We start from the raw sequence: 20,832 nt of genomic DNA on the forward strand, positions 1-20,832 counted from the left end.
CTTACTTTTCTATTAAACACACCGCATACGCCACTACTCCTTCTTCCCGGCCAATAAAACCCATTTTTTCGTTTGTGGTTGCTTTTATTGAAATATCTTCTTCACTTATTCCTATTGCTTTTGCAATATTTTTCTTCATTGCAGGAACATGCGGATTTATTTTGGGCGCTTCCAGGCAGATCATTGCATCAATATTTCCAATTTTCCATCCTTTCTCAGCTATGAGCTTTACACATTCTTTTAATAAGATAATGCTGCTGATCCCTCTCCATCTTTCATCCTGGTTTGAAAAATGATACCCGATATCGCCCAGGCTGGCAGCGCCAAGCAGTGCATCACATATTGCGTGAAGTAATACATCTGCGTCAGAATGCCCGTAAGCGCCTGAAAAATGCTCGAGTTTTACTCCCCCTAAAATAAATGGATGATTTTCTTTCAGCTGATGCACATCAAACCCAAAACCTACACGAATTTTCATGATATATCCTTAAACTTAAAACTGTGAAGGTATTTATTATTCGCCGAAATTGAAAACGAGCGAAAAGCGGAGGGTATTTGCGAGCGGACTTTTTTGCTGACTCGCTAAGAGGTACGCAAAATCAATATTGAAAACGTTATACTTTAATCCTGCTCCAAGCGTAAAATACTGGCGGTTTCCTTTAACCGGATTTTCATAAAAGTAGCCGGTTCGAAGAGCGAACTGTTTATTATACCAGTATTCCAGGCCTGTTGAATAACTGATCTCCTGAAGTTCTTCTTTAAACCCGCCCGGAGCATCAGTAAACGAACTGAAAATACCAGCTGGAACAGATACATCAGAAGGATCGCGGCCGGCAGTAATAATAGGTTCGTTTGTTTCAGGATCAATTTCTATTACAGGGGGTGTTGGAACAAGCAGTTTATTAAAATCCAGTGCAAAAGTGAATTCATTAAAATCATCAATAAAAAACGTGGCTGCTGTGCCCATTTTTAAATTGGTTGGCAGAAAGAGCTTATTGCCGTCCTGAACATAACTGATCTTGTTACCGATATTTGAGATATTGACTCCCGCGGCAATCCGGGCATCCCTTCCAAACAATTGGGTTTCCTTTTTATAAAATCCGGAAACATCTGCAGCAAGGGCTGTTCCGGGTTTGGTTTGCTGCCCGCTCGCAAACTGACCGTTAGCCAGGTTAGAATATATAAAACGTACAGAAGTACCCAACGAAAAGCTTTCACCAAAGTTTCTGGCAAAAGAACCATCTATAGCAAACTCGTTAGGATTATAATTATCGTATACGGTACCCATATTATCTGCCAGCTGAATTTGTCCTAAAGAAAAATACCGAAGAGATCCTCCCACCGTATTGCGATCGTCCAGTTTATGATATCCCGCCAGATAAGCCAGATTGATATCCGGGATTAATTTTTGCAGCCACGGACTATATGAAACAGAAATACAGGAAGAATGCTCTGCAAAAGCAAGTTTTGAAGGGTTCCAGTGAATAGAATAGGTATCTGGTGAAATTGCAACACCGGCATCACCCATAGCGCCTGAACGGGCATCGGGAGCAATTAAAAGAAAAGGAACTGCCGTAGTAATAATACGTGTTCCTGACCTTCCGTCAGTCGTGGGGTCTCCTCCGCCCCCTACCTGTGCTTTTACAAACACCGGAAAAAGAATAAAAAGAGAAAAAAGCGTTAATCTATTTCGCATCTAAGAAACAGCTAAACATAACAAATTTAAACGTAAAGAGGTATAAAAATAGTATAATTCCATTATTACCGGCCTGTTTGCTAAGTATATATCCAATTTAATAGTTATGAAACTCTATTGATTTACTTACGTACAAGCCAGTAAATTTTAATTTATTCATTTATCATGCACTTGGTATATGAATGAATAGTAGTAATTTAGCAAATTAGTGCTCATTAATTATTATAATGAAAAAAACATTTCTACTTTTTACCTCCGGCTTACTTGCTATTGGGATATTGGGAACAGCTTGTAAAAGCAAAAAAACTCAGACAGCATCTTCCAAAACCGGTTGGGCGTATAACAATAAATACAATGGCGGCTTTGAAGTTGCCAATAAAGTTAAAGCCGGCCCGGGCCCCGGCCTTGTAGCAATAGAAGGCGGAACCTTTGTTATGGGAGGAAGCCTTAACCAGGATCTGGCTTATGAATATGATAATTTAAGGCGTCGTGTTACCGTTGCTTCATTTTATATGGATGAAACTGAAGTTGCTAACGTTGACTGGAGAGAGTATTTGTACTGGATCAGGAGGAACTTTCCGGATGACCAGGAATATTACTACAATGCATTACCAGATACATTGGTGTGGAGAAGACCTCTTTCTTATAATGAACCTTATGTGACCAACTATTTTCGTCATCCGGCATTCCAGGATTATCCTGTAGTTGGAATTAGCTGGGAGCAGGCGGTTGCCTATTGCGAATGGAGGACTGACCGTGTGAATGAGCAGATCCTTCGTGAAAGAGGCGCTTTAATGGATTACAAATCTTTAGCAACAAATAAAGGCAAGTCAAAGGGAAAAGCAGCCGCAACTGCTTCTACTACAACAAGTACAGAACCTTTTAATACGGATATCTATCTGAACGGACAATACCGCGGTGATAATATCGACGGTAAAAAAATGCCAAAAGATTTAAATCCGGCGGCAGCAGCAGCAAATGCTGCGGGCGCTAAAAAAACCAAAGGTGCTCCTACCAGGCCAGTACGACTGGAGGATGGAGTTTTGAAACAGCCTTACCGCTTACCTACAGAAGCAGAATGGGAATACGCAGCTTTGTCTTTAGCCGGTAATACAGAATATGAAAATATCGAAGATGGCAGAATTTATCCGTGGAATGGACTTGGAGTAAGATCTCCAAAGAAAAAAACCCGGGGTATGATAATGGCTAACTTTAAACGTGGTGAAGGTGATAACATGGGTACCGGCGGATACTTAAATGATAAAGCTGATATAACTGCACCTGTCCGAGCCTATATACCTAACGATTTCGGACTTTACAATATGGCCGGAAACGTTAACGAATGGACTGCCGATGTTTACAGAAAGCTTTCTTTTGAAGATTTTGAAGATTTCAATCCTTTCCGCGGAAACCAGTATGTGAACAAACGTTTAGCTGACCGTAATAAAGGAATTTACGCAAAGGATAAGTACGGAAGGCCTATCAAAGATCAGGCACCTTCAGGCAAAAAGCAAAAATGGTCTGAAATTGTAAATGCAAAACCTGACAGTACTGCTTCTGCTACTCCTTCTGCAATTGCCGGTAAACCTTACGATCCTGATTTCAGAGGCCATCTTGATACTGTAAATCAAAATCTGTATGGTATTACAACCTTAGTTAACGATGAATCCAGAGTTTATAAAGGAGGCTCATGGAACGATCGGGCCTACTGGTTAAATCCTGCTACGCGTCGTTTTATGCAGCAGGATGAATCAAGTGCTGAATTAGGTTTCAGATGTGCTATGAGTATGGTTGGAGCTCCTGAAATAAGCTCAAAAGGAAAGCCACAATTTGAGCAACCTAAATCAAGGGCACCGAAGAAAATAAGATAAAAATAAAAAGGGATCGAAATCGATCCCTTTTTATTTTTCTACACATCTTCTATTGGAATCTCCTATCTTCCTTTTTAAATTTATATTACTCTACTACAATCAATACCTGGTTCTTTTCTACTTTTTCCCCTGCCTTAACTTTTAAGGATTTAATTCTTACATCGGCGGCAGCTTTTATACTGTTTTCCATTTTCATTGCTTCCAGTATTAATAAACTATCCCCTTTTTTTACTTCCTGCCCCTCCGTTACAAGAAGCCGTAAAACCATACCAGGCATTGGGGCCTTAATTTCAGCTATTTTATTACTTAATATCTTATCAAAACCAAGCTCATGTAATAGCTGGTCGTATTTATCATGAATAGTGCCTTCGTATAAATTTCCGTTGACTTTTATACTAAAACTTTTGTTGGCCGGATCAAAAGATATAACCTCGGCATTAAAAGATCTGTTGTTATGGATAATATGAAAGCTGTTTTTATCTACCTGTTGCAAATCAATTGCCAATGGTATCCCATCCAATAGAACTTGGGTATTTTTAATTTCAAGCCGAAAATCAGTTTGCCCGTTTACTTGTATAGTGTACATTGTTATTGGGTTAAAGCATATTGCACCAGATTTGCTCCCATTTTAAGTGCCTTTTGCCGTATTTCTTCCGTATCTCCCGGATATGTACCGAAATCCTCCCAACCGTTTCCAAGATCACATTCATAGGTATAAAAGCAAACCACACGGCCTTTGTATATCAATGCAAAGCCTTGTGCCCCCTTATTATCGTGTTCATGAATTTTTGGTAGTCCTGCGGGAAATTTGAACTTTTGATTATATAGCGGATGGTTAACCGGAAGTTCTTTAAAATCAAGTTCGGGAAAAACTTTTTTCATCTGCGGACGAATAAACTTATCAAGTCCGTAATTATCGTCAATATGCAGAAAGCCGCCGCCAGCTAAATATTTTCGTAAGTTTTCTGCTTCCTGATCAGAAAACTGCACATTCCCATGCCCCGTCATGTACACAAAAGGATAGTTAAAAATCTCTGAACTTCCCGCTTCTACAATACTTTCATCAGCACTGAAATTTGTTCCGAGATTTCTGTTGCAAAAGTTTATAAGATTTGGCAAGGCGGTTCTGTTTGCATACCAATCGCCACCGCCATTATACTTAAGCTTTGCCATTTTATACGATGGCGGTGCAAAAGCTGCACAGAATATTAAACTTAAACCTATTAATTTAAAAAAGGCTTTCATCGGTTCATAAAATTCACTTCGAAGCAGGCTTCCAACGCAGCTGTTTCTGTTCTTAACCTGCTATTACCTAAAGTTATCGGAATAAATTCAAATTCTGCAGAAAGGTTAATTTCTTCAGGTGTAAAATCACCTTCAGGGCCTATTAGTATAGTATAAGTTCCGTTAGGGACAAGTTGTTTCTTCAACGCAGATTTTTCACCATTGATACAATGCGCAATAAACTTTTGCCCGGCGATTTGCCGATTAAGAAAATGTTTAAGTTTAACCGGTTCATTTAAATGAGGATGATATGCTTTCAACGATTGTTTTACAGCAGCAGTGATAACCCTATTCAAGCGCTCTGTCTTTATTTCTTTTCGCTCAGAGCGATCGCAGATAATGGGCGTAATCGCATCAATACCAATCTCTGTAGCTTTTTCCAGAAACCATTCAAAACGGTCTATATTCTTTGTAGGTGCAACGGCCAGATGAAGATAATGATTCCGTTTTCCGTATTCTTTTTCTGCAGTAGTAATTCTTAACTCAGTATGTTTGGGATGCGAATCAGCAATTTCAGCTGTATAAAGGCCTCCTTTACCATCAATAAGATAAACTACATCACCCTTTTCAAGCCTTAGTACTTTAGCACAGTGCCGGCTTTCCTCTTCGTTAAGAGTATAATTTTCTGAAGTAATATCGGGAGTATAAAAGAGATGCATATTCCCTTTTAAATTCAACGCAAATCAATGGCGTCGGTATCATTAATTATAAGTTCAAGCTTAACAGATTCGATATTCTGCTCGGTTTTTTTCAGGATAGTAAAATCATAGCCCAGAAAATCCTTTCTGTCGCCAACTTCAGGGATTTTACCAAAAAGATCGCTCACTAAACCAGCTACGGTATCATAATCTGCATCTTCCGGAAGATCATGCGGTAAATATTCATTCACATCATAAATACTCGCCGATGCATTGATAATGTATTCCGTGTCTGAAACTTTCTCTACAATAGGTTTCTCTTCGTCATATTCATCCTGTATTTCACCTACAATTTCCTCTACTATATCTTCCAGGGTTACCATCCCTGCTGTTCCGCCAAACTCATCCAGAACAATTGCTATCTGGATACGTTTTTGCTGCAACTCGCTTAAAAGGTCATTAATTTTCTTTGTTTCAGGAATAAAATAAGGCTTACGGATTATATTTTTCAAAACCAGTTCCTGCCCTGAAGCCAGCAACGGAAGAATATCTTTCGCGTGTACAATGCCAACAATTTTATCAATTGTATCATCATATACAGGTACGCGTGAATATCCTTCTTTAATTATCGAATCGAGCAGCTCTCTTGAATCGGTGTTCAGTTCAACTGCGGAGATTTTAGTTCGCGGAACCATGATATTTTTAACAACCCGCTCATTAAAATCAAACACATTTTTTATAAGCTCGTGCTCACTTGTATCAAGCGCCCCGCTTTCCTTCCCCTGGTCGAGCAAATACTGAAGCTCTTCGGAACTATGGTGAGCTTCACTTCCACTAACAGAACTTACCCCAAATACCTTTAATATAAGATTGGCAAAGCTATTTAGCAGCCAGATAAAAGGCCGGAAAATGAGGTAAAAAACATGCAACGGAAAAGATACACCCATTGTTATTCCAACAGGTTTTTGTATTGCCAGTGATTTTGGAGCCAACTCGCCGAAAACAATGTGCAAAACGGTAATAATTATAAAGGCTGTTATCGGAGCTGCTGTTGCTGAAAAACTGGTGGCAAACGATACGCTGACCCCAAGCGAAAGCATCAAATTATTAAGAATATGCTCCATTACACGTTCTCCTACCCAACCAAGCCCCAGAGATGCCAGCGTAATTCCTAATTGAGTAGCAGCAAGATAATTATCAAGATGATGAATAATATGCTTTGCGATTTTTGCAAAGCGGCTTCCCGATTTTGCTTTAATCTCTATCTGTGATGCCCGGACTTTAACAATAGCAAATTCTGCCGCTACAAAGAAGCCATTTAAAAAGACCAGAAAAAACGTAAGAAATATCTGAAAACCCATGGATATTAACTATTTACAACGAAGGTTGACTGGTAAAGTTCGAGACTTTCCTTTATAACCCGTACTGCTTCTTCACGCCCCATCAACTGTTCAATGGTTACGTTTTTATGTTCAAGCGTTTTATAATCTTTAAAAAAGCGGACAATTTCTGTCATGGTATGTGGGGGCAGGTCTTCCAGATCATTAATATAATTTACAGACATGTCATTATTAGCCACTGCAATTATTTTATCATCCTGTTCTCCGTTGTCTACCATATGCATCACGCCTATTACTTTAGCCTCAATTATTGACATGGGGTACACATCAACAGAACAAATTACAAGAATATCCAGCGGATCGTGGTCATCACAATAAGTTTGTGGAATAAAGCCATAATTCGCAGGATACATTACTGAAGAAAATAAAACGCGGTCAAGCTTTAATAAACCGGAAGCTTTATCTATTTCATATTTTGCTTTTGAACCTTTAGGAATTTCAATAATTGCGTTAACAACGGAAGGAACATCTTCGCCGGGAGAAACTTCATGCCAGGGGTGCGTACTCATACTATTTTATATTTCGTTCAACTTATCTTTTTCACTTTTGTTTAAAACAAACTTTGATTTTATGTAGGTCCAGATTAAGGGAATTGCTGTTATCGCTATAAACCCAAAAATGATATAACCCAGATATGCTTCAATTTCTTTCTCAAATCTTTTTCCGAGAAAAAATCCCAGCAAAGTTAATGATGAAATCCAAAGAATTCCACCCGTAATATTGTACAAAGCAAACTTCCTTATATCCAAACGTACAATACCTGCAAATATAGGTGCAAAGGTCCGCACAATTGGTATAAAACGTCCCATTATCAAAGCAAAAGCACCTTGCTTTCGGTAATAATCTTCAGCTGCGGATAAATAACGCTTTTTAAAGAAAAAAGTATCCTTCCGCTGGTACAATACAGGGCCAGTTCTCCTTCCGAACCAGTAACCTACAAAATTTCCTCCTACGGCAGCAATAATAAGCCCTGCAATTAAAATAGAAACAGAAACATCGAGCTTTCCTGTTGCAACAAACATTCCTGCAAGAAATAAAAGGTAATCGCCAGGTAAGAAAAAACCGAAGAACAGACCCGTCTCTGCAAACACTACGAAAAGAAGCACATAAAACCCTCCTTCTCTAAGCATTTTTTCAGCATCTAAAACATGTTGAAGGGAGGTCCAGATTTCGTGCATAACGTAATACCCGTAAATCTACGAATATTAATTAATTTTTAGGGGTCAGATAAGATCTGTTAAAAATCCGGGATAAACTCCTAAAAGGATAGTTACGGCTGCGGAGATTCCTAAAACAATTTTATAATAAGATGGCACACTTAGTTCAGCACGATCGGTATCTTTAAAATACATAGCAACAATTACCCGCAAATAATAGAATATCCCTATAACTGCATTAATTACTGCAAGGACTACAAGCCATACGTGGTATTCTGAAAGCGCCCGTGAGAACATCATAAATTTACCGATAAATCCAACAGTAAGCGGAATACCTGCAAGCGATAGCATAGCAATGCTTAAAGTAAAAGCGAGATACGGATTTTTACGCGATAAACCATTAAAGCTTTCAAAGGTATCGGAAGCAGCTTGTCGCTGTAGCAAAATCAATATACCAAAGGCAATAATATACGCAAGTGAATAAGCTGCTGCATACAGGAAAACTGCGCTACCGGATGTTTTACCTAAAGCAACAATGGCAAACAACATATAGCCTACGTGTGAAATGCTCGAATAAGCAAGCATCCGCTTAAAGCTTTGCTGATAAACTGCAGTTATATTTCCAACAAACAGAGTTATTATGGTAATTACTAAAAGTACAGGCATCCAAAAGTCATGCAAAGGAGCAAAACAAATGGCAAAAATACGAAGGAAGGCTGCAAAACCCGCTGTTTTAACAACCGTACTCATAAAAGTAGTTATCAGCGTAGGAGAACCCTCATACACGTCAGGTACCCAGAAATGAAAGGGTGCTGCTCCCACTTTGAAGCATAAAGCAACAATCATTAAAAGTATTCCTGAATAAAATAAGGAGGATACGCCCTGCGGGTTGGAAAGTACGTAGGATTTTATTTGTTCGAGATCAAACGAGCCGGTAGCGCCATAAATCAATGTAATCCCAAAAAGCAGGAAGCCTGTAGAAAAAGCCCCCATCAGGAAATATTTTAAAGCAGCCTCATTCGACCCAAAATCACGCTTTTTTATGCCTGCAAGAATGTACAAGCTTACCGACATAATTTCAATACCGATAAAAAGCATGCTCAGGTTATGATATGATACCATTACCACAATTCCGGCCAGTGCAAATAAAATTATCGTATAATATTCTGCAACATTTGAACTGATATTTTCAAAGTAATCTTTTGAAAGAAGAAGAATCAGAATGGTAGATACTATGGTAATTACCGAGAAAGCTACAGCAAAATTATCAAAAAGCATCATTCCGTTGTAAATGGGTGCTGCATCTGCATTCCATTCAGCTACGGAGAAACCCAGCGCTACTATTAATCCTACTACGGTAACAGGAAGCAATGCACTTTTGGCTTTAAACAGCCCAAGGTATAAAATAACGATCGCTAAAACTGATATGGTAATTAATGCGTTCATATTTTTTTAATCTGCATGACTATCGTCAATCTGTTATAAATTAGGATTAAGAGTAAGTAATTTGCTGTTAACTGTTTCTATCAACTGATTAACCGCAGGCTCAGATATGTTTAATAATGGTTTTGGATAAATCCCAATAACAATAACAAACGCACAGACAATATATAGAATAGTCTTCTCAGTACTATCTATGTCTTTAAAAAGAAGCGTTTTTTCATTTACACTTCCAAGCATTACTTTCTGATACATTCGTAACATGTACACTGCTCCGAATATAATAGTTAGTCCGGCGATAACAGCTGCCCAGATATTATACTGATATACTCCTATTAACAATAAAAACTCTCCGATAAATCCATTGGTTAAAGGCAAGGCGACTGCGCCTAAAAGGATAATAAGAAATGCGATAGCAAACTGCGGAGCAGATTTAGCAATTCCACCCATATCGTCAGAATTCCGGGTGTTAAGCCTTCTACTGATAATATCTATAATGAAAAATAATCCGAATACATTTATTCCGTGATTGATCATCTGGATCATGGCACCCTGCAAGCCTTGTGTATTCCACACGAAAATACCCGCAGCAATCAATCCTACGTGACCGATAGAGGAATAAGCAACCAGGCGTTTAATGTCTTTTTGTGTAAAGGCAATGATCGAAGCATACACAATTCCAATAATAGAAAGAACAATAGCCGTTTTTCCCCATTCAGCAAACCCGAGCGGAGCAACAGGTATCAGCCATCTTATAACTCCGTAAGTTCCCATTTTCAGCATGATTGCTGAAAGCAGCATTGTTCCTGTAGTAGGTGCTTCTGTGTAGGTATCAGGTTGCCAGGTATGAAACGGGAAAACCGGCATTTTAATAGCAAAAGCAAGAAAGAAAGCCCAGAAAATCCAGCTTTGGGTACCCTGATCTAATGCTAACTGGTAAATCGACTGAATATCATAAGAATTATCTGGAGTTTGAACAGATAGATAGACAATTGCTATCAGCATAATTAAACTACCAAAAATGGTATAAATAAAAAATTTAAGGTTTACACGGATACGATTTTCGCCACCCCAGACAGCACAAATAAAATAAATTGGAATCAGTGCTGCCTCCCATCCTACATAAAACAAGAAAGCATCCAGCGCCGTAAATACAAGCAGCAAGCCGCTTTGCATAAAGAGAATTAAACCATAAAAAGCGCCGGAATTTTTATATTTATGTTTAAAGCTTGCTAGAATAATTAAAGGAATAAGGCAATTGGTCAATAAAACCATCAGCATACTGATCCCGTCTATACCGGCTTTAAAATGAGTTCCCATTGCAGGAATCCATGGATAATTAACCAAAAACTGTGTGGAGTTTTGAGGATTAAATACTGACAAGAGGTAGCCTGTTATAGCCAGCGACACAATTGACCAGGCTAACGCTATTTTTTTTGCCTGTTGAGATTTACCGGTTAATCCGGTTATAATTGCTCCGGCCAGCGGTAAAAATATAAGCAGTATAATTTCCATTTATCTTTTAAAGCCTTCTATTAAAATTTATAAAACCCATACACCAGTATGGCCACAATGCCGGCAACCATTACAAAAATGTAAAAACCTATATTTCCGGTTTGCAAAAGCCGTAATCCTTTGCTTGCTTCATTCGTTGCCGATCCAACGCCATTTACAATTCCATCTATCCCGGTTTTATCTATTACCTTATAAAAGAAGCCTGATAACGCATTTAACGGACGTGTTACCAGCGCATCGTAAAGTTCATCGATATAAAACTTGTTATAAGATAATTTTGCCAAAGCGCCACGTTCTGATGAATCGGCAACCGGAACATGTTTATTTTTAACATATTTTGAATAGGAAATAAGTGCAGCAACCAAGGCAAGTACAACTGATATTGTCATCAGCACATATTCTATACTATGATCTAAGGCAATTTCACCTGTTTTTCCATTTGAACCTTCAAATACAGGTTGTAAGAAACGAGCAAGCCAATGATTTCCGCCCAGCACCTCAGGCACTCCGATAAATCCGCCGACTGCAGATAAAATCGCTAAAACGATTAAAGGAACAGTCATTGATTTTGGAGATTCATGTAAATGATGCTCCTGTTCGTGCGTGCCTCTAAACTCCCCGTAAAAAGTTAAGAATAGCATCCGGAACATATAAAAGGCTGTTAGCATTGCTCCGATTACCCCGATTACCCATAACAATTTATTATGCTCGTAGGCATGAGCCAGAATTTCATCTTTAGAAAAGAACCCTGAAAAAGGAGGTAAGCCGGAAATAGCAATTGTACCAACCAGCATAGTTAAAAAAGTAACAGGCAGCTTCTTTTTTAATCCGCCCATCAAACGCATATCCTGTTCGTTGCTCATGCCATGAATAACAGAGCCGGCGCCAAGAAACAAAAGAGCCTTGAAAAAGGCATGCGTAATTACGTGGAAAAAAGCACCGGTGTATGCACCAACTCCTAATCCTAAAAACATATAGCCCAACTGAGAAACGGTAGAATAAGCCAATACCTTTTTAATATCTGTTTGAGTGATAGCAATTGCCGCAGCAAGAATCGCTGTTGCCAGCCCGATAACAGCAACAATATCCAGAGTAACAGGCGAAAGTGTAAACAGGATATTAGAGCGAGCAATCATATAAATTCCGGCAGTAACCATGGTAGCAGCATGTATCAATGCAGAAACAGGTGTGGGGCCGGCCATTGCATCCGGCAGCCAGGTAAATAAAGGAATTTGTGCAGATTTACCGGTAGCTGCTATGAATAAAAAAATAGTAATTAAAAGTAAGGTACTATCGCCAGAAGCCATAGATGCTGCTTTTGGAAATACTTGTGCAAATTCTACACTTCCAAAAGTTGTAAATATCAGGAATACTGCGATAAGAAAGCCTAAATCCCCTATACGGTTCATTACAAAAGCCTTTTTAGCAGCACTGGCATAGGATTCGTTTGTGAACCAAAACCCGATGAGAAGGTAAGAACATAACCCTACGCCTTCCCAGCCAATAAACATCACTACATAGTTTGATCCTAAAACAAGGAGGAGCATGAAAAATACAAACAGGTTCAGATAAGAAAAGAACTTAGCGAAACCTGAATCATGATGCATGTACCCGGTAGAATAAACATGGATCAGAAAGCCAATGCCGGTTACAATCAGCAGCATTAATGCACTTAAAGGATCAACCTGGAATGAAAAAGGCACAGATAAGCTGCCAGCCTGAATCCAGTTAAAAACAGGAACAAGAAAAGACTTAGTATCAGCGCTGTTTAATTCAAAGAAGATTCCAAGGCTTACTGCGAAAGAAAGTAAAACCGAAAGACTTCCAATAAATCCTACAACACTTTTCGGCAATACGTTTCTGCCTAAACCGTTTATTATAAATCCAATTAAAGGAAATAATGGAACTAACCAGACTAAATTTATCATGAAAAATTATAATTCGTAATTCAAAATCAAATCCTCAACTATCAGATCGTAAGCTTCTCTTACCATTTTAAACGGTTCAGCACATTAATATCAATTGAATTGGTATTTCTGTAAATCATTACGATGATGGCAAGGCCGATAGCAACTTCAGCGGCTGCAAGAGCCATAATAAAAAACACGAAAACCTGGCCTGAAGCATCTCCGCGATAAACAGAGAAAGCAGTGAGCAGCAAATTAACCGCGTTTAGCATTAACTCCACCGACATAAAAATTACAATGGCATTTCTTCGTATCAAAACTCCCATTACTCCTATTGCAAAAATAATGGCGCTGAATAAAATATAATGATTTAAAGGAACGGTTTGTATGGTTTGAGTAAGATTTTCCATTATGCGTTTTTAGGATCTTTTTTAGCCAGTAATACTGCACCTACCATCGCCGACAGCAGTAGTATAGATGAAACCTCAAAAGGGAGAAGGAATTCATTAAAAAGAACTTTTCCGAGATTTTTAACAAGGCCTATGTCGGGAGATTTAAGGACAACAGGATCAGAAATATTCAATGCCTTTAATGATCCGGCCAGTGTAACTAATAAACACATTCCTCCAATTACTCCTACAATCTTTAACAGGTTCGATTTCATTGGCTCGGTATCTTTATTAAGATTCAGTAACATGAGTACAAAAAGGAAAAGTACCATAATTGCCCCCATATAAACGATAAAATTCACTATTGCCAAAAACTGTGCATTGAGAAGAACGTAATGAATTGTAAATGTAAAAAAGGTAATGATCAGGTATAAAACACTGTGTATCGGGTTCTTTGAAAAAATAACCAACAGTGAAAAAAAGATCGATAAGAAAGCTACTAAATAGAATAAAGATATATTCATTAAAATAATTTTTAAGCTTTGCCCCTTACTTAAGCGGGGCAAAGGTAAAACTTTTTACGATTTCAGAGGCGGTTCAACTAATTTGTCCTTACCATAAATAAAATCCTTACGTAAATAATCGGCAGTTATATAAGGACCGTCGAGGTATATCGCCTCTTTAGGGCATGCCTCTTCGCACAACCCGCAAAAGATGCAGCGAAGCATATTTACTTCATAAACCGCAGCATATTTTTCTTCACGATATAAATTTTCTTCGCCTTTTTTACGCTCTGCAGCAATCATTGTTATTGCCTCGGCCGGACAAGCCAGTGCACATAATCCGCAGGCAGTGCAACGTTCTCTTCCCTGTTCATCCCGTTTTAAAGAATGAAGCCCCCGCCAGTTTTCTGAAATCGGGCGTTCAACCTCAGGATAAAAAACAGTTTCCTTTTTCTTAAACATATGACGAAAAGTAATAGCCATTCCTTTAAAAATTGCAGGAAGGTACAAACGCTCCATGAAGGTCATGGGTTTTTGTTCTAAAACTTTTTTCCGGTTACTTAATGATTCCATAATTAAGGTAAAAGGCAAAAGCTACAAGGAAAAAGGTTTGTTAAATACCACACCTATCAGCTTTCACTCCAATTTCTAACTAAACAATTCTCTTCGCTTTGGCCTTACGCTTTAAGCTATTATTAAATTAAATCTTTTACAGTCATCCATACTCCGGTAATAACAATGTTTGCTATTGCCAGCGGAATCAATACTTTCCATCCTAAATTCATCAACTGATCGTAACGGAAACGTGGAACTGTCCAACGCACCCACATAAAGAAGAAGATGAAAAGGAATATTTTGATGAATAATACCAACACCCCAACTAAAGGCCCCCAGGTAGGTCCAAGCATGGCGTTTACCCACTCCATTCCGGGATAATTATATCCTCCGAAATAAAGGGTAGACATTACTGCTGATGAAACGAACATGTTGATATATTCAGAGAACATATAAGCTCCCATTTTAAAGCCAGAATATTCTGTATGATATCCACCTACAAGTTCAGTTTCACATTCAGGAAGATCAAAAGGCGTCCGGTTAGTTTCGGCAAAAGCACAAACCAGGAATATTAAAAAGCCAAGCGGCTGTTTAAATACGTTCCAGCTAAACCATCCATCAGCCCAGAAACCCGATTGCTGAGCGGCAATTTCACGAAGAGATAAGGTTCCCGTCATCATTAACAAAGCAATGATGGAAAGGCCCATCGCAATTTCGTAGCTGATATTCTGAGAAGCAGCACGAATGGCTCCCATTAAGGAATATTTATTATTGGAAGCCCAGCCTCCTATCATAACGCCATAAACGCCTAAAGAAACGATACCGAAAATGTACAGGATACCCACGTTAATATCTGTTACCTGCAGTTCAATAGTCCTGCCGCCGATAACCATTTCCTGACCCCAGGGAATTACAGCACTTCCGATGCATGCTGTTAACAATGCCAGCGACGGACCCGCAATAAAAAGGAAATGATTAGCCTGTGCAGGAATGATTTCCTCTTTAAAAAACATTTTCAATCCATCCGCTAATGGCTGAAACATTCCTCCCGGTCCTGCCCTGTGCGGTCCAACACGATCCTGCAAAAAGCCCGCTATTTTACGTTCAGCCAGCGTTGAATAAGCTGCAACACCCAGGCTGATCGCAAAGATCACCGTGATCAACACAAATTTTTCTATAACAAATGCCAGTTCCATTAAATCTTTGTTGTTCGTTCAAATTGTTCTTTATTAGCTTCAATCAAAGCCGGATTCTTCTGTATAACTGGAAGCGGTTTCAGCGCTTCATAATGGTTCGCCGAAATAACCGAATGGTTAGAAATCTTCCTTGGACCCTCTATCACCCAATCACTCGTTTTCTTGGTTTCAAAACGGCAGGTATTACAAATAAATTCTTCCACCTCGCCGTATTGATCTTTTCTTGCAGTTACTCGGATTACATCTTCACCTTTATACCATAAGGTTACTTTTCCTGAGCAGGTAGGGCAATCACGGTGAGCATCAACAGGCTTTGTAAACCAAACCCGCTGTTTAAACCGGAATGTTTTATCTGTTAATGCCCCTACCGGACAAACGTCAATCATATTACCGGAAAAGTCATTTTCAATCGCCTTTTCAATGTAAGTTGAAATCTCTGCTGCATCACCTCGACCTAAAATACCGTGTATCCTGTTATCTGTAATCTGGTCGGCAGTGAAAACGCAGCGGTAGCATAAAATACAACGGGTCATGTGCAGCTGTATCTTATCTCCTATATCAATCTTGTCAAATGTTCTACGCTCAAATTCATAACGGGTGCTTTCTGTGCCGTGTTCATAAGCCAGGTCCTGCAAATGACATTCGCCAGCCTGGTCACAGATAGGACAATCTAATGGATGGTTGATCAATAACATCTCTACTACACCTTTCCTTGCTTCAATTACTTCCGGAGAAGTTATGTTCTGAACTTCCATCCCATCCATTACCCCCGTACGGCAGGATGCAACCAGTTTCGGCATGGGACGGGGATCTTTTTCAGACCCCTTGCTAACTTTTACTAAACAGGTACGGCACTTTCCCCCACTTCCCTGTAACCTGGAATAATAACACATTGCGGGAGGAACAATTTCTCCGCCTATTTGCCTTGCAGCATTCAGAATGGTTGTTCCCGGTTCTACCTCAATTGTAATTCCGTCTATTGTTACTTTAACTTTGTCACTCATTGTAAAAGATAATTCTTTTATTTTTAGTCATTCTGGAATTAATAAGCGATCTGAAACTAAGCATTCAAACTTTTAGATCACTCTGCCACTCTTTCCCTCCAATAACCCTGCTTTAAACTACTGTTTCAGGTTTCTGAAGAGGATCAGCATAATGTGCCAGTCCATAATTCCTCTCCATTGCCAGTTTCGGTTCCTTAACATGCCATTCGAATTCATCCCTGAAATGGCGAATTGCACTTGCTACGGGCCAGGCAGCGGCATCACCCAGCGGACAAATGGTATTTCCTTCTATTTTTTTTGACACATCTACTAAAAGGTCCATATCGCTCAGCTTTCCATGACCATATTCCAAACGATGAAGTACTTTTTCCATCCATCCGGTTCCTTCGCGGCATGGCGAACATTGGCCGCAGCTTTCATGATGATAAAAGCGGGAGAAATTCCAGGTGTTGCGCACAATACACTGGTCTTCGTCAAATGCAATGAATCCCCCCGAACCCAGCATGGTGCCTGTTGCAAATCCTCCATCGGATAAGGACTCGTAAGTCATTATCCGATTATCTCCATTAATTGTTTTTAAAATAAGATTAGCAGGTAAAATAGGAACTGATGAACCTCCTGCAACTACTGCTTTCAGACGCTTTCCATCAGCAATCCCACCACAGTATTCTTCTGAATAAATAAACTCTTCTACAGGAACGCCCAGCTCAATTTCATAGACTCCGGGCTTATTCAGGTTCCCTGAAGCTGAAATAAGTTTAGTGCCTGTGCTGCGTCCAATTCCAAGTTTTGCATACTCATCACCACCTTCATTAATAATAGGAACTGTCGCTGCAATAGTTTCAACATTGTTTACTACTGTAGGGCAGTTATACAAACCTGAAATAGCAGGAAACGGCGGCTTAATTCTTGGATTTCCCCTTTTCCCTTCCAGCGATTCGATCAGTGCAGTTTCCTCTCCGCATATATACGCTCCGCCACCGGGTTGCACGTACAATTCAAGATCGAAACCGGATCCTAATATATTTTTACCTAAAAATCCAGCGTTCCTGGCTTCTGCAATTGCTTTTTCCAGTATACGTATCTGAGGCATCATTTCACCTCGTACGTAGATATAAGAAGTAGTTGCACCCAAGGCAAAACTGGATATGATCATTCCCTCAATAAGTATATGAGGAATATGAGTCATCAGATACCGGTCTTTAAAAGTTCCGGGCTCAGATTCGTCGCCATTACAAACGAGGTAACGAGGCTTGCCTTCGGGCTTTGCCAGAAAGCTCCATTTCATTCCTGTAGGAAAACCTGCCCCCCCGCGGCCCCGGAGCCCTGATTTTTTTACCTCTTCCACCACATCGTCGGGAGACATCGTTTTAAGTGCTTTTTCAACAGCACGATATCCTCCCATCTGACGATAGACATCAAAAGTATTTATACCGGGTACGCCAATATGTTCTAATAATAATTTTCGCCCCATTTATCAGCTAATTTCAACAACAGGTTTATCTGCAGTTGTTAATCGTAAATTATCTATCAATTCATCTATCTTACCTTCAGTAAGATTTTCATAAAAAGTATATTCAGGCCCGATTTGTAATACGGGACCCATTCCACATGCCGCAAGGCACTCCACACCTCTCCAGCTGAATAAGCCATCTGCCGTTACTTCGCCTTCCTTTACACCCAGTTTCTCCTGGATATATTTCATTATCTTTTCTGCCCCTACCAGGCAACAAGGCCCGGTACGACAAACTTCAAGCACATATTTGCCGGATGGTTTTAAGAAAAACATGGTGTAAAAGGTTGCTACCTCATACACTTCTATAGGTTTTATATCCAGATAATCGGCTACTTTATCCATTGCCGGCACACTTACCCAGCCATATTCTGCCTGTACCAAATGAAGTATAGGCAGCAAAGCCGATTTCTGCCTGCCTTCAGGATATCGGGCAACTATTTCGTTAAATTTTGTTATCAGTTCCGGAGTAAACAGTACATCCTCTGTTTGATTTAAACTAAGCATCTAATTCTCCTGCAATTACATTTAAACTACTCATATTGATAATCGCATCAGAAAGAAACATTCCTCTGCTCATAGGAGCATACATCTGGTAATTTATAAAACTTGGGCGGCGGAAATGCAAACGGTAAGGAGTACGTCCGCCGTCATTTATCAGATAAAAGCCTAATTCACCGTTACCACCTTCCACGCAATGATAAACTTCCGTTTTCGGTGTATCTATCTCACCCATCACAATTTTAAAATGATAGATCAATGCTTCCATGTTATTATAAACTTCTTCCTTGGGAGGAAGATAAAATTCAGGAACATCTGCGTGATACACACCTTTCGGCTCTTTTTCCAGTTTTTTCAATGCCTGCTCGATAATGCGCAAGCTTTGCCACATTTCTTCGTTACGAACGATAAAACGATCGTAAACATCGCCGGAAGTACCTACCGGTATCTCGAAATCAAAATCTTCATATGAACTATAAGGTTCATTTGCACGAACATCATAATCAACGCCTGTAGCCCGAAGAATAGGGCCGCTCCAACTGTAATTCAAGGCTGTTTCCGGATCAACCGCTCCAACGCCTGCAGTTCGATCGATAAATATCCGATTACGATTAAATAACGCTTCAAATTCTTTAAGGATAGGAGGAAAGTTCTTTAAAAACTTGTTCAGTTTTGCGAAAGCAATATCGTTCCAATCTCGCTCAAAACCACCTATACGGCCAATATTTGTTGTGAGACGTGCTCCACAAATTTCTTCGTAGATCTCGTAAATGTGCTCCCGTTCTTCCATCAGGTATAAAAAACCCGAATAAGCGCCGGTGTCTACCCCTAAAATTCCGTTGCAAATCAAATGGTCAGAGATACGGGCTAACTCCATGATGATAACCCGAAGATAATCTACTCTTTTAGGTGTTTGCACACCCAGTAACTTCTCAACCGTCATGTGCCAGCCCATATTATTTATGGGTGATGAACAATAATTTAACCGGTCTGTAAGAGGTGTTATCTGATAGAAGGGCCGGTGTTCAGCAATTTTTTCAAATGCCCGGTGTATATATCCGATAGTAGAAACGCCACTTAATATACGTTCTCCATCCATCTCCAGCACATTCTGGAATACTCCATGCGTAGCCGGGTGCGTTGGGCCCAGGTTTAGCGTGGTAGTGGCATCCGGAAGTTCCTGATTATTAAATATAACTGGCTGATTCATCTTATCTACCAAAGAAAAAGTCTTTTTTATCTGCACGGTTCGGGTCCTCAAGCGGAAACTCTTTTCGCATCGGGAAAGCCGTCATCTCATCTAAATTCAATATTCTGCGTAAATCCGGATGACCTTCAAACACAACGCCAAAAAAGTCGTAAGTTTCTCTTTCCATCCAGTTTGCACCGTTCCATAAACGGGTAACCGTAGGAATAACAGGCCTTTTATCTTCCAGAAAAACCTTTATACGTACACGTACATTATTTGTTAAACTATGAAGATGATAAATTACCCCTATCGGGAGTTCCTGTTCAGGATAATGCACTCCTGTAATATCGGTAAGATAATTAAATCGAAGTTCAGGATCTTCTTTAAGGAAAGTAAGAACGTCGATTATAGTATCTTTTGTTGTTTCGAAGGTTAATAAACCGTAAGGTTCTTGCGGTACCGAAATTTTATCCCCAAAGCGAAGATTTAGTTTCTGCAATACCGCCTGATTACTTATTTTACCCATTTACTGGATTCCGTATTTAGCTAATAGTTCTTTGTATTCGGCTGAATTTCTTCTTCTTAAGGATTCATTTTTAACTAAATCCTGTAATCTCAACACACCGCTTATAATTGCTTCAGGCCTGGGCGGGCATCCTGGAACATACACGTCTACAGGAATTATTTCGTCAATACCCTGAAGAACAGAATAGGTATCGAAAATACCGCCGCTACTGGCACACGCACCCACTGCAATAACCCAGCGGGGTTCTGCCATTTGTATATAAACCTGTCTTAGCACCGGGCCCATTTTCTTAGCAATAGTTCCCATTACCAGCAGCATATCCGCCTGCCGTGGAGAAAAAGATGGCCGCTCTGATCCAAAACGTGCAATATCATAATGCGAACCCATTGTTGCCATAAATTCAATACCACAACAAGAGGTAGCAAACGGCAAAGGCCACAAAGAGTGCGAACGTGCCAACCCTATAACCTTATCGAAAGAAGTTGCAAAGAATCCCGACCCTTCAACTCCCGGAGGTGCTTCTGCTAATTTTATATCACTCATTACTT

The 20,832-nt window shown here is 39.6% G+C and carries 22 protein-coding genes; 1 reads left to right on the forward strand and 21 read right to left on the reverse strand.

Annotation, left to right across the window (positions count from 1 at the left end):
* Position 1: 1 nt before the first annotated feature.
* Together ispF and porV are read right to left on the reverse strand one after the other, a co-directional pair.
* A complete protein-coding gene (ispF, locus tag ACLCDL_RS06820) occupies positions 2 to 478 on the reverse strand; it encodes a 2-C-methyl-D-erythritol 2,4-cyclodiphosphate synthase (RefSeq protein WP_423147530.1) in 477 nt (158 codons plus the stop codon).
* A 36-nt stretch (positions 479 to 514) separates the two neighbouring features.
* Positions 515 to 1,696 (reverse strand): type IX secretion system outer membrane channel protein PorV, encoded by a 1,182-nt coding sequence (gene porV, locus ACLCDL_RS06825; protein WP_423147531.1) that lies wholly within the window; start codon positions 1,694 to 1,696, stop codon positions 515 to 517.
* Between the two features lie 227 nt (positions 1,697 to 1,923).
* On the opposite strand from porV, the gene ACLCDL_RS06830 reads away from it, so the two are divergent.
* Entirely contained in the window at positions 1,924 to 3,567 is a 1,644-nt protein-coding gene (locus ACLCDL_RS06830; protein ID WP_423147532.1) for an SUMF1/EgtB/PvdO family nonheme iron enzyme, read from the forward strand.
* 85 nt (positions 3,568 to 3,652) lie between these two features.
* Here ACLCDL_RS06830 and ACLCDL_RS06835 read toward each other — a convergent pair whose 3' ends face one another.
* The 19 genes from ACLCDL_RS06835 to ACLCDL_RS06925 form a co-directional block, all read right to left on the reverse strand.
* Positions 3,653 to 4,153 (reverse strand): acyl-CoA carboxylase biotin carboxyl carrier protein subunit, encoded by a 501-nt coding sequence (locus ACLCDL_RS06835; RefSeq protein WP_423147533.1) that lies wholly within the window; start codon positions 4,151 to 4,153, stop codon positions 3,653 to 3,655.
* A gap of 2 nt (positions 4,154 to 4,155) precedes the next feature.
* Positions 4,156 to 4,740 (reverse strand): DUF4159 domain-containing protein, encoded by a 585-nt coding sequence (locus ACLCDL_RS06840; protein WP_423147534.1) that lies wholly within the window; start codon positions 4,738 to 4,740, stop codon positions 4,156 to 4,158.
* A gap of 68 nt (positions 4,741 to 4,808) precedes the next feature.
* The gene (locus tag ACLCDL_RS06845; protein ID WP_423147535.1) at positions 4,809 to 5,510 is read right to left on the reverse strand and encodes a 16S rRNA (uracil(1498)-N(3))-methyltransferase; all 702 of its coding nucleotides are present in this window, start codon (positions 5,508 to 5,510) and stop codon (positions 4,809 to 4,811) included.
* A gap of 14 nt (positions 5,511 to 5,524) precedes the next feature.
* The gene (locus ACLCDL_RS06850; protein WP_423147536.1) at positions 5,525 to 6,850 is read right to left on the reverse strand and encodes a hemolysin family protein; all 1,326 of its coding nucleotides are present in this window, start codon (positions 6,848 to 6,850) and stop codon (positions 5,525 to 5,527) included.
* A 5-nt stretch (positions 6,851 to 6,855) separates the two neighbouring features.
* The gene (locus tag ACLCDL_RS06855; protein WP_423147537.1) at positions 6,856 to 7,398 is read right to left on the reverse strand and encodes an inorganic diphosphatase; all 543 of its coding nucleotides are present in this window, start codon (positions 7,396 to 7,398) and stop codon (positions 6,856 to 6,858) included.
* A gap of 6 nt (positions 7,399 to 7,404) precedes the next feature.
* Complete coding sequence (locus tag ACLCDL_RS06860; protein ID WP_423147538.1) at positions 7,405 to 8,067, reverse strand: DedA family protein; 663 nt, start codon at positions 8,065 to 8,067, stop codon at positions 7,405 to 7,407.
* A gap of 45 nt (positions 8,068 to 8,112) precedes the next feature.
* Entirely contained in the window at positions 8,113 to 9,492 is a 1,380-nt protein-coding gene (locus ACLCDL_RS06865) for an NADH-quinone oxidoreductase subunit N (protein ID WP_423147539.1), read from the reverse strand.
* A 33-nt stretch (positions 9,493 to 9,525) separates the two neighbouring features.
* Positions 9,526 to 11,001, reverse strand: coding sequence for a complex I subunit 4 family protein (locus tag ACLCDL_RS06870; RefSeq protein WP_423147540.1), 1,476 nt, complete (start codon positions 10,999 to 11,001; stop codon positions 9,526 to 9,528).
* 20 nt (positions 11,002 to 11,021) lie between these two features.
* Positions 11,022 to 12,929 carry an NADH-quinone oxidoreductase subunit L gene (nuoL, locus tag ACLCDL_RS06875; RefSeq protein ID WP_423147541.1) on the reverse strand — a complete coding sequence of 636 codons (1,908 nt, stop codon included), beginning with the start codon at positions 12,927 to 12,929 and terminating at the stop codon, positions 11,022 to 11,024.
* Positions 12,930 to 12,988: 59 nt separating this feature from the next.
* On the reverse strand, positions 12,989 to 13,318 hold the full coding sequence (nuoK, locus tag ACLCDL_RS06880) for an NADH-quinone oxidoreductase subunit NuoK (RefSeq protein WP_423147542.1): 330 nt from the start codon (positions 13,316 to 13,318) through the stop codon (positions 12,989 to 12,991).
* Positions 13,318 to 13,821: an NADH-quinone oxidoreductase subunit J family protein gene (locus ACLCDL_RS06885; RefSeq protein WP_423147543.1), complete on the reverse strand. Its 504-nt coding sequence runs from the start codon at positions 13,819 to 13,821 to the stop codon at positions 13,318 to 13,320. Before ACLCDL_RS06885 ends, nuoK begins: the two co-directional genes overlap by 1 nt.
* A gap of 54 nt (positions 13,822 to 13,875) precedes the next feature.
* The gene (locus tag ACLCDL_RS06890) at positions 13,876 to 14,373 is read right to left on the reverse strand and encodes a NuoI/complex I 23 kDa subunit family protein (protein ID WP_423147544.1); all 498 of its coding nucleotides are present in this window, start codon (positions 14,371 to 14,373) and stop codon (positions 13,876 to 13,878) included.
* A 122-nt stretch (positions 14,374 to 14,495) separates the two neighbouring features.
* A complete protein-coding gene (gene nuoH, locus ACLCDL_RS06895; protein ID WP_423147545.1) occupies positions 14,496 to 15,551 on the reverse strand; it encodes an NADH-quinone oxidoreductase subunit NuoH in 1,056 nt (351 codons plus the stop codon).
* Positions 15,551 to 16,555: an NADH-quinone oxidoreductase subunit G gene (locus tag ACLCDL_RS06900; protein ID WP_423147546.1), complete on the reverse strand. Its 1,005-nt coding sequence runs from the start codon at positions 16,553 to 16,555 to the stop codon at positions 15,551 to 15,553. The genes nuoH and ACLCDL_RS06900 overlap by 1 nt, the downstream gene beginning before the upstream one ends.
* Positions 16,556 to 16,667: 112 nt before the next feature.
* The gene (gene nuoF / locus ACLCDL_RS06905; protein WP_423147547.1) at positions 16,668 to 18,029 is read right to left on the reverse strand and encodes an NADH-quinone oxidoreductase subunit NuoF; all 1,362 of its coding nucleotides are present in this window, start codon (positions 18,027 to 18,029) and stop codon (positions 16,668 to 16,670) included.
* A 3-nt stretch (positions 18,030 to 18,032) separates the two neighbouring features.
* Positions 18,033 to 18,575 (reverse strand): NADH-quinone oxidoreductase subunit NuoE family protein, encoded by a 543-nt coding sequence (locus ACLCDL_RS06910; RefSeq protein ID WP_423147548.1) that lies wholly within the window; start codon positions 18,573 to 18,575, stop codon positions 18,033 to 18,035.
* A complete protein-coding gene (locus ACLCDL_RS06915) occupies positions 18,568 to 19,779 on the reverse strand; it encodes an NADH-quinone oxidoreductase subunit D (protein WP_423147549.1) in 1,212 nt (403 codons plus the stop codon). Before ACLCDL_RS06915 ends, ACLCDL_RS06910 begins: the two co-directional genes overlap by 8 nt.
* Position 19,780: 1 nt before the next feature.
* Positions 19,781 to 20,284, reverse strand: coding sequence for an NADH-quinone oxidoreductase subunit C (locus tag ACLCDL_RS06920; RefSeq protein WP_423147550.1), 504 nt, complete (start codon positions 20,282 to 20,284; stop codon positions 19,781 to 19,783).
* Positions 20,285 to 20,827 (reverse strand): NADH-quinone oxidoreductase subunit B, encoded by a 543-nt coding sequence (locus ACLCDL_RS06925; protein WP_423147551.1) that lies wholly within the window; start codon positions 20,825 to 20,827, stop codon positions 20,285 to 20,287.
* Positions 20,828 to 20,832: the final 5 nt, after the last annotated feature.

Origin of the sequence: Rubrilithobacter danxiaensis (assembly GCF_047272945.1) — a bacterium.
Classification (GTDB): Bacteria; Bacteroidota; Bacteroidia; order Sphingobacteriales; family Sphingobacteriaceae; genus Rubrolithibacter; species Rubrolithibacter danxiaensis.

Bases quoted from the DNA above. Each gene is read 5' to 3' on its own strand.
- ACLCDL_RS06855 (WP_423147537.1), bottom strand. From the start codon at position 7,398: ATGAGTACGCACCCCTGGCATGAAGTTTCTCCCGGCGAAGATGTTCCT.
- porV (WP_423147531.1), bottom strand. From the start codon at position 1,696: ATGCGAAATAGATTAACGCTTTTTTCTCTTTTTATTCTTTTTCCGGTG.
- ispF (WP_423147530.1), bottom strand. From the start codon at position 478: ATGAAAATTCGTGTAGGTTTTGGGTTTGATGTGCATCAGCTGAAAGAA.
- nuoF (WP_423147547.1), bottom strand. From the start codon at position 18,029: ATGGGGCGAAAATTATTATTAGAACATATTGGCGTACCCGGTATAAAT.
- ACLCDL_RS06915 (WP_423147549.1), bottom strand. From the start codon at position 19,779: ATGAATCAGCCAGTTATATTTAATAATCAGGAACTTCCGGATGCCACT.
- ACLCDL_RS06830 (WP_423147532.1), top strand. From the start codon at position 1,924: ATGAAAAAAACATTTCTACTTTTTACCTCCGGCTTACTTGCTATTGGG.
- ACLCDL_RS06890 (WP_423147544.1), bottom strand. From the start codon at position 14,373: ATGGAATCATTAAGTAACCGGAAAAAAGTTTTAGAACAAAAACCCATG.
- ACLCDL_RS06900 (WP_423147546.1), bottom strand. From the start codon at position 16,555: ATGAGTGACAAAGTTAAAGTAACAATAGACGGAATTACAATTGAGGTA.
- ACLCDL_RS06845 (WP_423147535.1), bottom strand. From the start codon at position 5,510: ATGCATCTCTTTTATACTCCCGATATTACTTCAGAAAATTATACTCTT.
- ACLCDL_RS06885 (WP_423147543.1), bottom strand. From the start codon at position 13,821: ATGAATATATCTTTATTCTATTTAGTAGCTTTCTTATCGATCTTTTTT.
- ACLCDL_RS06835 (WP_423147533.1), bottom strand. From the start codon at position 4,153: ATGTACACTATACAAGTAAACGGGCAAACTGATTTTCGGCTTGAAATT.
- ACLCDL_RS06920 (WP_423147550.1), bottom strand. From the start codon at position 20,284: ATGGGTAAAATAAGTAATCAGGCGGTATTGCAGAAACTAAATCTTCGC.
- nuoH (WP_423147545.1), bottom strand. From the start codon at position 15,551: ATGGAACTGGCATTTGTTATAGAAAAATTTGTGTTGATCACGGTGATC.
- nuoL (WP_423147541.1), bottom strand. From the start codon at position 12,929: ATGATAAATTTAGTCTGGTTAGTTCCATTATTTCCTTTAATTGGATTT.
- ACLCDL_RS06860 (WP_423147538.1), bottom strand. From the start codon at position 8,067: ATGCACGAAATCTGGACCTCCCTTCAACATGTTTTAGATGCTGAAAAA.
- ACLCDL_RS06840 (WP_423147534.1), bottom strand. From the start codon at position 4,740: ATGGCAAAGCTTAAGTATAATGGCGGTGGCGATTGGTATGCAAACAGA.
- ACLCDL_RS06910 (WP_423147548.1), bottom strand. From the start codon at position 18,575: ATGCTTAGTTTAAATCAAACAGAGGATGTACTGTTTACTCCGGAACTG.
- ACLCDL_RS06865 (WP_423147539.1), bottom strand. From the start codon at position 9,492: ATGAACGCATTAATTACCATATCAGTTTTAGCGATCGTTATTTTATAC.
- ACLCDL_RS06870 (WP_423147540.1), bottom strand. From the start codon at position 11,001: ATGGAAATTATACTGCTTATATTTTTACCGCTGGCCGGAGCAATTATA.
- ACLCDL_RS06850 (WP_423147536.1), bottom strand. From the start codon at position 6,850: ATGGGTTTTCAGATATTTCTTACGTTTTTTCTGGTCTTTTTAAATGGC.
- nuoK (WP_423147542.1), bottom strand. From the start codon at position 13,318: ATGGAAAATCTTACTCAAACCATACAAACCGTTCCTTTAAATCATTAT.
- ACLCDL_RS06925 (WP_423147551.1), bottom strand. From the start codon at position 20,827: ATGAGTGATATAAAATTAGCAGAAGCACCTCCGGGAGTTGAAGGGTCG.